General features: G+C 71.5%; 9 protein-coding genes. 6 read left to right on the top strand and 3 right to left on the bottom strand.

Annotated features, from left to right (window positions below; genetic code table 11):
• The first annotated feature begins 339 nt into the window (after positions 1–339).
• On the top strand, positions 340–1,653 hold the full coding sequence (locus ACIGXP_RS01145; protein WP_399763512.1) for a serine hydrolase domain-containing protein: 1,314 nt from the start codon (positions 340–342) through the stop codon (positions 1,651–1,653).
• Positions 1,654–1,757: 104 nt separating this feature from the next.
• On the opposite strand, the gene ACIGXP_RS01140 is transcribed toward ACIGXP_RS01145, so the two are convergent.
• Positions 1,758–3,080, bottom strand: coding sequence for an MFS transporter (locus ACIGXP_RS01140; protein WP_399762765.1), 1,323 nt, complete (start codon positions 3,078–3,080; stop codon positions 1,758–1,760).
• Positions 3,081–3,323: 243 nt separating this feature from the next.
• Positions 3,324–4,145, bottom strand: coding sequence for a DeoR/GlpR family DNA-binding transcription regulator (locus ACIGXP_RS01135; RefSeq protein ID WP_399762764.1), 822 nt, complete (start codon positions 4,143–4,145; stop codon positions 3,324–3,326).
• A 300-nt stretch (positions 4,146–4,445) separates the two neighbouring features.
• Between ACIGXP_RS01135 and ACIGXP_RS01130 the strand changes: the two genes are divergently transcribed.
• From ACIGXP_RS01130 to ACIGXP_RS01115, 4 genes are read left to right on the top strand one after another with little or no spacing between them, the layout of a single operon-like run.
• The gene (locus ACIGXP_RS01130) at positions 4,446–6,005 is read left to right on the top strand and encodes an FGGY-family carbohydrate kinase (protein WP_399762762.1); all 1,560 of its coding nucleotides are present in this window, start codon (positions 4,446–4,448) and stop codon (positions 6,003–6,005) included.
• A complete protein-coding gene (locus ACIGXP_RS01125; RefSeq protein WP_399762761.1) occupies positions 5,998–7,512 on the top strand; it encodes an FGGY-family carbohydrate kinase in 1,515 nt (504 codons plus the stop codon). The genes ACIGXP_RS01130 and ACIGXP_RS01125 overlap by 8 nt, the downstream gene beginning before the upstream one ends.
• Positions 7,509–8,114, top strand: a complete 606-nt coding sequence (locus ACIGXP_RS01120; protein ID WP_399762759.1) for a histidine phosphatase family protein — start codon at positions 7,509–7,511, stop codon at positions 8,112–8,114. Before ACIGXP_RS01125 ends, ACIGXP_RS01120 begins: the two co-directional genes overlap by 4 nt.
• A 25-nt stretch (positions 8,115–8,139) precedes the next feature.
• Positions 8,140–9,183, top strand: a complete 1,044-nt coding sequence (locus ACIGXP_RS01115) for a 2-hydroxyacid dehydrogenase (protein WP_399762757.1) — start codon at positions 8,140–8,142, stop codon at positions 9,181–9,183.
• A 444-nt stretch (positions 9,184–9,627) separates the two neighbouring features.
• Here the strand turns inward: ACIGXP_RS01115 and ACIGXP_RS01110 are convergent, their stop codons facing one another.
• A complete protein-coding gene (locus tag ACIGXP_RS01110) occupies positions 9,628–11,340 on the bottom strand; it encodes an MFS transporter (RefSeq protein ID WP_399762755.1) in 1,713 nt (570 codons plus the stop codon).
• A 157-nt stretch (positions 11,341–11,497) separates the two neighbouring features.
• On the opposite strand from ACIGXP_RS01110, the gene ACIGXP_RS01105 reads away from it, so the two are divergent.
• On the top strand, positions 11,498–12,310 hold the full coding sequence (locus ACIGXP_RS01105) for a TetR/AcrR family transcriptional regulator (protein ID WP_399762753.1): 813 nt from the start codon (positions 11,498–11,500) through the stop codon (positions 12,308–12,310).
• Positions 12,311–12,393 lie beyond the last annotated feature (83 nt).

Here is a 12,393-nt window from a genome sequence, read left to right as displayed (position 1 = left end):
AGACGGCGATCACATTGAGCTGGCCATACATAACGGTTTGTTGAAGGCAGCTGAAGGGCGCCTTATGGACAGCGGTTGGCGAAGACGCGGCGATATCCGGCTGGAATGGGACTGCGTCGATACGGGCTGCTCCTTCCGGAGTTTTCGCCGCGCCTGGCTGTATCCGAACCGCGACACCCTGTCCGCCGCGTTTTCGGAGCGGGGGGTGCGGCAGCCTTTGGTCGTACAGTGCGGCACCCGTGATCCTCCGCAAGAAGGATGTAGGGCGCATCCATGATCGACGACGATGACCGGGCGAGGTCCGGGCACGGGGTCCGGACCGCAGGGAAGGGACACCCCTTGCGCATCCTCCGGCTCGTCGGAACCGTCCTGGGTACGACGCTTGTGCTGACCGCCGCGGCACCGATCGCACAGGCGGACGCCAGACCGGCCACGAAGGCGACCGAAACTCCTTTACACAGCGGCAAGCTGGACGACGCGGCGCTCAACTCGGGTCTCCGCGCCATCCATGACGCGGGCATGTACGGCATCTACTCCTCCGTACGTGACGGCTCCCAGCGGTGGACCGGCGCGTCCGGCGTCGCCGACGTGAACACCGGGCGCCCCGTCCGCCCGGGCATGCTCCACCGAGTGGGCAGCGTCAGCAAGGCCTTCACCTCCGTCGCCCTCCTTCAGCAGGTGGAACGCGGCCGCCTCCGCCTCGACGCGCCCATCGGCGACTACCTCCCCGACCTGGTCCCGGGCGAGCGCGGCCACCAGATCACGGTCCGCATGCTCCTGAACCACACGAGCGGCATCGGCGACTACATCACCGGTGCTTTCCCCTCGCTCGTCCACGGTTCGACGGCCAGCCTCGACGAGAACCGCTTCCGTTCCATACGTCCCGAAGAACTGGTCCGCCTGGGACTGGCGGCCCCGGCAACCGGCAAGCCCGGCGAGAAGTGGTCGTACTCCAACACGAACTACGTCATCGCCGGGCTGCTCCTGGAGAAGCTGACCGGCCAGAACGCCGAGGCCTACATCACCCGCCACGTCATCGCCCGGGCCGGCCTGCACCACACCTCGTTCCCGCGCACCCCGTACATCCAGGGGCCGCACGCCCGCATGTACGAGTCGTTCTACGGCCTGATCAACCCGCCGCGCGACTACAGCGACTACGACATGTCCTGGGCCTACACCGCGGGTGCGCTCGTCTCCACCACCGACGACCTCAACCGTTTCTACCGCGCCCTGCTGGGCGGCAAGCTGATCGGCCCGGCCGCCCTGCGGGAGATGCAGCGCACCGTCCCGGCGGCCGACGGCATGAACTACGGACTGGGGATCTACAGCATCGACGTGCGCGGCTGCGGGCGCTTCTGGGGTCACGACGGTGCGGTCTTCGGCGCCGGCACCCTCGTCTACTCCAGCCCCGACGGCAGGCGTCAGGTCGCCATGGGCTGGAACCTCATGAAGTACGAGCGCCTCAAGTCCGACGGCTCCGGTTTTGAGGACAGCCCGATCGACGACGCCCTCAACCGCCAGGTCGTGCGCGCACTGTGCCCGACGACCCCGCCCGCCCCGCCCGCCGAGTCCCACGCGGCGACGGCGCTGCCCCGGACGGTGCTGCCCACCGTGGACCTGGCGTCGCGCGGCTGGGCCACGGTCCTGCGCTGAAACACCGCCCTGCCCCACGCGCATTCGGCGCCTGGGGCAGGGCTTCCACGCGCGCCGCTCCACACCACCCTCCGGTGTGGGGAGCGGCGCGCACCGGCGGGCGGCTACACCTTCTGGGCACTGCCCGGTGCCCGCACCGCGGAGGCGCCGGCCGCGTCGGAGTGTTCCGGCAGGGTGAGGAAGAAGGTCATGCCGGCGCTCGCCAGATAGAGCCCGGCGAAGATCCACATCACACCCTCGACGCCGAGCGGCCCGAGGAAGAGGGCGACCACGGCCGGGCCGACGAACGTGCTGGCCCCGGCGCCGAGGTTGAGTGCCGACATCGCCTGCCCCTTGTGCTCCGGTGCCAGTGAGGGCATGAGCGCGGACAGCGGTACATAACCGGCGAGCGTCGCGCCGAAGAGGCTCACCAGGACCATGGCCAGCGGGAAGTCGTCGCCGGAGGCCACGGTGCCGTAGTAGAGCAGGAGCGTGGTGACCGCGCAGCCCACCCCGCCGAACCAGGCGACGGTGCGCTGCCAGCCGAGGCGGTCGCCGACCAGGCCGAAGAGCAGGTTGAAGGAGATGTTGGTGGCGAACATCGCCGACAGCAGCCGCAGCCACTCGGTCAGCGAGAAGCCCAGCGTGTCGGTGAAGAACACGGGCAGGAAGACCAGAAAGCCGAACTGGGCCGCGGTGTTGATGGTGCGCACCACCGCGCCGGCGCCGATGCGCGGGTTGCGCCAGACGATGGAGAGCGAGCCGAGCAGCGTGGCCACCGGACGCTCACCGGCGGGAGCCAGCCGGTACCTGCCCGTCGGCTCGCGCACGAGGAGCAGTGTGATCAGGCCGCCCGCCGCCACCAGGGCCAGCGCGAACCACAGGGTGCGGTACGTGCCCATCCACGGCACCGTGAAGCTCGCGACCAGCGAGCCCAGGGTGGGCAGCCCGCCGGTGAAGGCGAACCAGAACCAGCCCACGGCGGAGCCGAGCCGCTGCCTGGGCGTCACTGCCGTCACCCAGACCAGGAAGCCGTAGGCGAACAGCGGATAACCGAAGCCGCGCAGACCATAGCTGGTCAGCAGCAGCCAGTAGTGGTGGGTCGGGACGGCGAGGCCGAGAAAGGCCACCTGCAGCGCGGCCCAGATGCCGAGGCCGAGCATCATCACGCGGCGCGGCCCCCACAGGTCGGAGAGCGCTCCGGAGAACCAGGCGGAGATGCTCGCGGTGACGCCGTACACGGTGAACAGCAGTGCCACGCGTTCCTTGGAGATGCCCTCGTGCAGTAGATAGGGCGAGAGGAACCCCGATTCCACACCGTCACCGATCATGAAGATCAGAACACCGAGAAATCCCCAGCACAGGGCCTTCGGAATGCCTATTCGGTCCAGGAATGTGTGTGGTCCGTTTTCTGCGGATGGAGAAGCAGGATTCAGGGGGACGGTCACGGCGGCCACCTTCTTGCGGAAATGGGGAGAGCGGAGTGCCGTACGGCGTGGGACCGATGAAAAGTCCGCTCCGGGGCGGGGTCAATCCGTCGTGGGAAAGACCTCGCCGGCCAGGTGTCCCGTGGTGTTAAGTCGCCGGTCCGGCGCCGTGCGGGCAGTCCGGGGTTCAGCCTGTCTCCGCAGCTCAGGGCCGCTGGTGGGTTGTTGCGGGGTGAGGTGCGCCGAGTGAGAACCGTGTGATGTTCACGTGGCGTCCTGCGGCCGGGGCGTTCCGGGGGCCGCGGCGACGGTGCGGACGTGGACGCCGTTGTCGCGCAGCCGCCGTACCTCTCCCACGGGGGCCGCGTCGTCGACGAGGACCAGGTCGAAGTCGGTGAGCGGGGCGAGTGCGTACAGGCCCTGGTTGGCGAACTTGGTGTGGTCGATGATCAGCACGCGACGCGAGGCGGCGGCCATCATGGCCCGCTTGACCTGCACGGTCTCGGGCGACATGTGATAGCAGCGGCCGCCGGTCACCGCCGTCGTGGACATGAACAGCACGTCCGCCCGGAACGCCTCCACGCTGTGCGCGGTGTGTGCGCCCATGAAGGCGTCGTAGGCCGGGAAGTAGGTGCCGCCGAGGGCGACCAGCGCCACGCCGGGTTCACGGGCCAGCGCCGAGATGACCGGCAGCGAATTGCTGATCGCGGTGATCGGGGTGTGCTCCGACAGGTGCCGGACCAGGTGCAGACAGGTCGTCGAGTCGTCGATCATCACCACCTGGCCGGGCGCGAGTTCCTCGGCTGCGGCCCGCGCCAGGAGCTGCTTCGTGTGCACCATCGTCGACAGGCGTTCGCCGGCGCTGCCGTGGAACTGCGTCGAGGGCAGGCAGCTGGCCCCGCCGCGCACTTTGCGCAGCCACCCCTGCGCCTGCAGGGCATCCAGATCACGGTGGATGGTCATGACGCTCACGCCGAACTCGGCCGCGAGGTCGGTGGTACGGACGAAGCCCTTGCTCGTGACGAGTTCACGCACCCGGCTCCGACGCCCCTCCTGGGCGTCCGTCCGGGCGTCCAGACCGGCCATGGCAGCCGCTCCTTCCTGAGAAGAGGCTCATGAGAATCCCACATGAACGTAACACGCCGGAGGATGGGCGCCGGCCTGCGCGGTGTCCTTGCGAGCGGCGCACGCGGACGGTGGCGCGCCGGATCCGGAAGGGAATTTAACACGGCGCGTGGGCCCGGCCGCGGGATAAGTCGCCGGGCCGATTGACGGCCCCTTCCGATGCGCGTTTCCTGATTTCTGCGAGCCGCCCGGGCCGGACCGTTCGATCCGACGTTCCGTTCCGCGGGCGCGGGCCTTTGTGAAGGGGCAGGTATTGCAGTCATGTCGGTTCTCACCATCGACGTCGGAACGTCGGTCATCAAATCCGTCGTGTTCGACGACCAGGGCCAGGAGCTGGCGGTGGCCCGTATCGGCACCGAGGTGCTGCGGCCCCGTCCCGGCTGGGCGGAACAGGACATGAACGCGGTGTGGAACGGCGTCGTCCACACCGTGCGCAGCGTCCTGTCCCAGCTCGGCCCCGCCCAGGACCCGGTGTGGCTGGTGAGCTTCACGGCACAGGGCGACGGCTGCTGGCTGGTCGACGGCGACGGCCGTCCCACCGGCCCGGCGGTCCTGTGGTCCGACGGGCGCGCCGGCGATCTGCTCACCCGCTGGCAGGCCGACGGTGTCCTGGAGCAGGCGTTCCGCCGCAACGGCTCCCTCACCTGCAGCGGCATGCCGAACGCGGTGCTCAGCTGGCTCGCCGAGCACGACCCGGAGCGACTGCGGCGCTCCCGTACCGTGCTGACGGCGGCCGGCTGGCTGTTCCTGAAGCTCACCGGGGTCACCGCCATCGACGAGTCCGACGCGTCGGCGCCCTTCCTCGACCACACCACGGGCGCGTACGACCCCGTGATCCTCGATCTCTTCGCGATGCAGTGGGCCGAGCCGCTGCTGCCGCGGATCCTCGGCGAGCACGAGCGCATCGCCGAGATCACCCACCACACCGCCGCCGAACTCGGCCTGCCCGCCGGGCTGCCCGTGGTCATGGCCCCGTACGACATCGCCGCCACCGCCCGTGGTGCCGGAGCCGTCAACCCCGGCCAGGCGTGCGCCATCCTCGGCACCACCCTGTGCACGGAGATCGTCAGCCGTGAGCCGGACACCGGGGGAGAGCCGTGCGGCATCAACATCGCCTATCGCGGCCGGGAACGCATCCTGCGCGCCTTCCCCACCCTCTCCGGCACCGAGGTCCTCGACTGGGCCTGCCGCACCCTGTCCGTCGAGGACCCCGCCGCCCTGGGCAGGCTCGCCTTCGGCACCGAACCCGGCGCGGCCGGACTGGCGTTCCTGCCGTATCTCTCGCCCGCCGGTGAGCGCGCCCCGTTCCTCGACCCGCACGCCCGCGGCGCCTTCTGGGGCCTGTCCCTCGACCACACCCCCGCCCATGTCGCCCGCGCCGTCTTCGAGGGACTGTCCCTCGTCGTCCGCGACTGCCTGACCGCGTCCGGGACCGACGTCCATGAACTGCGCCTGTGCGGCGGCGGATCCGCCAGCGACGCCTGGTGCCGGCTCATCGCGGACGTCACCGGCGTGCCGACGGCCCGCAGCGCGGACACGGAACTGGGCGCCAAGGGCGCATTCCTGACCGGTCTCGTCCTCACCGGGGCGGAGAGCAGCATGCACAGCGCCGCCGCCCGGTACGTCCGTATGCGTACGAGCTGGGAACCGGACGCCGAACGCGCCGCGTTCTACGACGGGCTCTACGACACGTACCTCACCTGGCGCGACGCCGCCCGCTCCCTCGGCTGGGCACCCGCGCCCGCCGCTGTCCCGGCCCCGCCGCCCACTGCCGCACCGGCCGCCTCCCCGGCCCGTGCCCCGGAGGTCCCGCATGTCTGACGCCCTGTCATCCGACGCGGTCCACCTCGGACTCGACCTCGGCACCCAGAGCGCCCGCGCGGTCGCCGTGGACGGCACCGGCCGGCTGCTGGGCGCCGCCTCCCGTCCGCTGACCGGCCGCCGCGACGGCGTACGCCACGAGCAGGACCCCGAGCAGTGGTGGTCGGCACTCGCCGCCGCCAGCCGCGAGGCCCTGACCGGTATCGACCCGCGCCGGGTGCGGGGCCTGGCCGTGGACGCCACCTCCGGGACCGTGCTCCTGGCCGACTCGGCAGGCGTCCCCCTCACCCCGGGACTGATGTACGACGACCGCCGGGCCGACACATACGCCGACCGCGTCAACACGCGTGGCGCGCGGGTGTGGGAGAAGCTCGGCTATCGCGCCATGCAGCCGTCCTGGGCGCTGCCCAAACTGCTCTGGCTGCTGGACGACCCGACCCGGCCGGGCGGCCCGGGCCTCCCGGCGGGCGCACGCCTGCTGCACCAGGCCGATCTGATCACCTGGCGGCTCGCCGGGCACCAGGTCCCGAGCGATGCCAGCCACGCCCTGAAGACCGGCTACGACCTGGTCGCCGAGCGGTGGCCCGAGGCCGAACTCGACGCGCTCGGCGTCCCCAGCGGGCTGCTGCCCGACGTCGTGCGGCCCGGAACCGTCCTCGGCACGGTGTGCGCCGAGGCCGCCGAGACGACCGGCATCCCCGCCGGCACCCTCATCGCCGCGGGCATGACCGACGGCTGCGCCGCGCAGATCGGAGCCGGGGCACTCACGCCCGGCTCCTGGAACTCCGTGCTGGGCACCACCTTGGTGTTCAAGGGGGCGAGCCCCCACCTCGTCCGCGACCCCGGCGGCGTGGTCTACTGCCACCGCGGCCCCGGTGGCAGCTGGCTGCCCGGCGGCGCCTCCAGCAGCGGCGCCGGAGTCCTCTCCCACCGGTTCCCCGGCGCGAGCCCCGCCGACCTCGACGCGCTGACCGCGCGGGCCGCCGCGACCGGCTCCACCGCCGTCGTCTACCCGCTGGTCGGCTCGGCCGGCGAGCGTTTCCCGTTCCGTGCCCCCGACGCCCAGTCCTTCGTCCTCGGCGAGCCCTCGGGCGACGCGGAGGAGTTCCACGCCTGTCTGCTGGGCGTGGCGCTGCTCGAACGGCTCTGCTTCGACTACCTCGACCACCTCGGCGCCCCGGTCGACGGTCCGCTCACGTTCACCGGCGGCGGGGCCCGCAACCGCTACTGGGCGCAGCTGCGCGCCGACGTGCTCGGCCGCCCCGCCCGGCTGCCGGAGCAGGCCGAGAGCGCCCTCGGCATGGCGGTGCTCGCCGCCACCGCCTCGGGTGCCACGCTGGAGGAGGCCGCGGGCGCCATGGTGCGGCTGCGCGAGGAACTCCGCCCCGACCCCGCCCGCACCGCCCGCCTGCTCCCCGTCTACCTCGGATTCGTCGACGCGCTGGTCCGGCGCGGCTGGCTGGCAGCGGCCGTGGCCGACCACGCGCGCGGAAAGGCCCTGCAGTGACCGACTTCGTCCTCGTCCGCCACGGGGAGACCGTCTGGCACGCCGAAAACCGCTACGCGGGCCGCACCGACGTGCCGCTCACCGACCTCGGCCGCCGGCAGGCCGCCGAACTGGGGGACTGGGCCGCCGGGCAGCACCTGGACGCCGTGCTGTGCTCACCGCTGTCCCGGGCCCGGCAGACCGCCGAGCCCGCGGCGAGCGCCCTCGGCCTGACGTCCTGGGTCGACGAGCGCCTGTACGAGGTGGACTTCGGCCGCGGTGACGGGCTCACCCGCGCCGAGATGGCCGAGGCGTTCCCCGAGGAACTCGCCGCGTTCCTCACCGACCCGGTCGCCCACCACCTGCCCGGCGGCGAGCATCCCGTCACGGCGGCGGACCGCGCGGTCGACTGCCTCCAGGAGGCCGCGCACAAGTTCCCCGACGGGCGTGTCCTGGTCGTGGCCCACTCCACTCTGCTGCGCCTGGTGCTGTGCAAGCTGCTCGGCATTCCCCTCGCGCGCTACCGCCAGGTCTTCCCCGCCCTGCACAACGGCGCGCTGACCGAACTGCGGCTGCGCGCCGGCCAGGCGTCCCTGCTCCGCCTCAACGCACCCGTTCACTGATCCACCGCTCTCCGGGAGAACCACCGTGCCCACCACCGTCCTCGCCGCCGGCGACCACTTCGTCCTGCCCGGGCTGCTCGAACAGGAACTGCGCGCCGCGGTGCCCGCCGGCCCCGGCCTGGACATCCGTCAGCTCCGACTGCCCTGGCCGCACACCCCGTTCGGGAAGGTCGCCGAGGTCGACGAGGCGTCCGGAACCGAGGAGGAGCTCATCGAGGCGCTGCGCGGCGTACGGATCTGTGTCACCCAGATGGCCCCGCTCACCGAACGGGTGCTGGCCGCCTGCCCTGATCTGGAGCTGTTCTGCGTCAGCCGGGGCGGACCCGTCAACGCCAACCTGGAGGCCGCCACCCGGCACGGCGTCGCCGTCTGCTACGCCCCGGGCCGCAACGCCGTCGCCACCGCGGAACACACCCTCGCGCTCATCCTCGCCGCCGCCCGCGGGATCGGCGACGTCCACACCGACCTCAAGCAGGGCACCTGGCGCGGCGACTACTACGACTACACGCGCTGCGGAGTCGAGATCGACGGCTCGGTCGTGGGCCTGGTCGGCTTCGGCGCCATCGGCTCGCGCGTCGCCCGCGTCCTGACCGCGATGGGGGCCACGGTCCTCGTCCACGACCCCTATGTGCCGCCGGAGGCGGTGGAGGGCGTCGCACGGCTGGTGTCGCTGGACGAGTTGCTCAGCAGCTCCCGGATCGTCTCCCTGCATGCGCGGGTGACGGACGAGACCCGCGGCATGATCGGGCAGGCGCAGATCGCGGCCATGCCGCGCGGCTCCGTCCTCGTCAACTGCGCCCGCGGTGCCCTGGCCGACTACGACGCGGTGTGCGACGCGCTGGACTCGGGACATCTGACAGCCGCCGGCTTCGACGTGTTCCCAGTCGAACCGGTACCGGCCGGCGAGCGCCTGCTGTCCACCCCGGGGGTCATCCTCACCCCGCACATCGCCGGCGCGAGCCGCGAGGTCGCCCACAAGGCCGCCCGGATCGTCGCCGCCGAGACCGCCCGCTTCCTCCGCGGCGAGCCACTGGCCCACTGCGCCAACCCCGAGGCCCTGAAGGGCTGACGCGGCGCCCCGCGTTCCGCAGAGGTCACACGGCGGCTCGATTCTCTTCCCGGCACGCAACCGCCCGTACCGGGCCCGTCTCTACGGCGCGGCGGTGCGGGGCGACGGCGGCGCGCCGCTGGCACAGGTGCCGACGGGCAAGGAGCACGGGCGCCCGAACCCGGCGCGTCGCACGGGCGCCTTCATACAGACGCAATGGCCCCTCGCAGCGGGACGGGGCGGCCCGGCAGCCCCTCCACGTGCAGACGGGACGCCGGGCCAGCCCCTCCACACCGAGACGGAACGCCGGAGCCAGCCCCTCCTCACGCGGACGGGGCGGTCCGGCCGCCCCTCCTCACGCAGACGGGAAGCCCGGTCATCCTCTCCTTACGCGGACGAGGCGGCCGGACCGGCTCTTCTCAGGGGCCCGGCCGCCCGTCGGCGCCGATGCGGGCCAGGCCCGCGTCAGTGTCCGGCGGCTCCCTCGGGGCGCGCGTGGCGCGGCAGGAGGAACGCCAGCAGGAAGGTCAGGGCGAGCATGCCGTCGACGATCCACAGCACCGTCTTCATGACGGAGCCGAAACCGCTCCGGAAGGCCGACGTCGCGGTGGCATGCAGCGCGCCGGGTATCCGGGCGCCGGCCTGAGGTGAGGTCACGGCGGCGCGGGTGTCCTTCTCCAGGCGTGCGCAGGACGCCGGGGTCGCGGCAGGATCCTTGGCCACGGCACGGTCCGAGGTGCACTCGCGAAGGTCCGCCACGAGGCGCTTCTGGGTGGCGGGCGGGACGTGCGCGGCGGCGAGTTGCCCCCGCAGGCCGTCCGCGTGGTGGTCGACGGCGGCGGCGATCCCACTGCCCAGCAGACCGAAGAACACGGTACCGAGGACGGCCACCCCGAACGCGCCGCCGAGCTGCTGCATCGCGGTCATCGTGCCGGACGCCGAACCCGTCTCGTGCTGCTCGACGCTGGCGAGCACGATGTCGAAGAACGGCGCCATCAGCAGGCCCATTCCGATTCCGGTGCCGAGCAGGGACGGCAGGAGCTGCCAGGGGCCGACGCCGGACCCCACCATGTCGAGGGTCAGCCACACGCCGAACACGCCGACCGCCATGACCAGCGCGCCCGCCTGCAGGACGGCCCGGCCGAACCGGGCGACACCCTGAGCGATCCCGAACCCGACGATCATGCCGCCCGACCAGGGCACCATCACGAGTCCCGCCTTCAGCGGCGAGTAGCCGAGACCGATCTGGGTGTAGAGGTTGAAGACCAGCATGAAGCCCTGCATGGTCGAGAAGAACACCAGCCCGAGCGTCATGCCGCCGCTGAATCCGCGCTTGCGGAACAGGCTGGGCACGACGAGCGGGTCCCGGCCGGCCTTGCTGCGGCGTGCCTCGTACACACCGAAGGCGATGAAGACGACCAGCGAGGCGGCCATCATCGCGAACGTCCACAGGGGCCAGTCGTACTCACGGCCCTGGACCAGCGGGAAGATGATGAGCAGCGCGGCCAGTGAGACCAGGAGCATGCCGGGGATGTCGAGGCGCGGCCTGGTGCCGGCCCGGCCCCTCGGCAGGTAGCGCACGGCACCGAGGAAGGCCGCGGCGCCCAGCGGCAAGTTGATCAGAAAGATCATCCGCCAGCCGGTGCCGAAGTAGTCGGCGTCCACGAGCCAGCCCGCCAGGATCGGTCCGCACACCGCGGACAGCCCCATGATCGGGCCGAACATGCCGAAGGCCTTCTGCGACTCCTGCGGCGGGAACATCTCCTTGATCATGCCGAGGCCCTGCGGCAGCATCACCGCGCCGAACAGCCCCTGTACGACACGTGCGGCGATCAGCATCTCGGGCGACACGGACACCGCGCACAGCAGCGAGCCCACGGTGAAGCCTGCGGCTCCCACCAGGAACATCCGGCGGCGCCCGTGAATGTCCCCGAGCCGGCCGCCGGTGACCAGCCCGACGGCCATCGACAGCGTGTACGCGGCGGCGAGCCACTGCAGTGTGGAGGCACCTCCGCCGAGGTCGGCTCGCATGGACGGGCCGGCGATGTTCGTGACGACGGCGTCGAGGAGATCCATCACCTCGGCCGCGAGGATCACGAAGAGCGCAGGCCAGCGCCACCGGTAGGGCGCTGGTGAGTCGGTGGGCGTCTCGACGGACGCGACACCGGTGGTGGACATCGGTACCCCCTGGCAGAACAGTGTTCGATGAGAGAACGGCGTTCATTAAGATATAGCGCAATCCGTGATCCGTGACAAGATATATCGCGTCTGTTGTGGTTCCGAAGGCCGCTCACCACAGCAGAACACTGTTCTCCGCGATGCCTAGACTGGCGCCATGACCGACGAGGCCGCCGACGCCCGTACCTCCCCCCCGCCGTCCCCCTGGGAGCGTGAGCGGCGTGTGCGCACCCACGTGACGCCCGCGCGCGCACCGCTGTCGCGGGAACGGGTCGTCGAGGCCGCGTTCACCGTGCTGGACCGCCAGGGACTCGACGGGCTGTCGATGCGTCAGGTGGCGGCCGAACTGGGAGTCGCGGTCTCCGCCCTCTACGCCCACGTCAGCTCGAAGGACGACCTCCTGGAGCTGATGTACACGCGGCTCTTCGACGGCTTCGCACTGCCCGAGCCCGACCCGGAGCGGTGGCGGGAACAGGTGCGGGACTACGCCCGTTCGGGACGGCAACGCCTGCTGTCCCACCGCGACATGGCCAGGATCTCCATGGCCCATGTTCCCTTCACGGCCGAACTTCTGCCGCACGTCGAAGCGTTGCTCGCCATCTTCCGCACCGCAGGGCTGCCCGACCGTATCGCGGCGGAGGCCGGGGATCTCATCTCCACCTACATCGACGGGTTCGTCCTGGAGGAGGGCATGTGGCAGGACCGGGCCGCCCGGCACGGCAGTGACGATTCGTCGCCGGCCCGCCCCGACTGGCGTGAGATGGCCGACGAGATGCAGGAGTACTTCGCGTCCCTGCCCGCAGCTGAATTTCCCCATCTGCGCGCCTTGGCCGGGCTGATCGTGTCGGACTCGTCCGACGAGAGGTTCGACATCGGCCTGGAGATCATCCTGCGCGGCCTTGCGAGCTATCTGCCCGCCCCGGAGTCCAGCGCGCGTCCTGACCCGCACCAGCCTCACGACACCACCTGACCCGCGACGTCCTGGGCCCTGACGGTGCGACGCGTGCGGCCCGTCGCCCCTGGGGAAGGCAGCGGACCGCACGCGCGATGTGG

Origin of the sequence: Streptomyces sp. NPDC053069, assembly GCF_044546895.1 — a bacterium.
In the GTDB taxonomy this organism is placed as follows: domain Bacteria; phylum Actinomycetota; class Actinomycetes; order Streptomycetales; family Streptomycetaceae; genus Streptomyces.
Note: the sequence above shows the minus strand (reverse complement) of the source record. Positions and strands in the feature narration are given on the sequence as shown.

Coding starts and splice junctions, on each gene's coding strand:
- ACIGXP_RS01105 (WP_399762753.1), top strand. CDS start 11,498: ATGACCGACGAGGCCGCCGACGCCCGTACCTCCCCCCCGCCGTCCCCC.
- ACIGXP_RS01135 (WP_399762764.1), bottom strand. CDS start 4,145: ATGGCCGGTCTGGACGCCCGGACGGACGCCCAGGAGGGGCGTCGGAGC.
- ACIGXP_RS01110 (WP_399762755.1), bottom strand. CDS start 11,340: ATGTCCACCACCGGTGTCGCGTCCGTCGAGACGCCCACCGACTCACCA.
- ACIGXP_RS01130 (WP_399762762.1), top strand. CDS start 4,446: ATGTCGGTTCTCACCATCGACGTCGGAACGTCGGTCATCAAATCCGTC.
- ACIGXP_RS01125 (WP_399762761.1), top strand. CDS start 5,998: ATGTCTGACGCCCTGTCATCCGACGCGGTCCACCTCGGACTCGACCTC.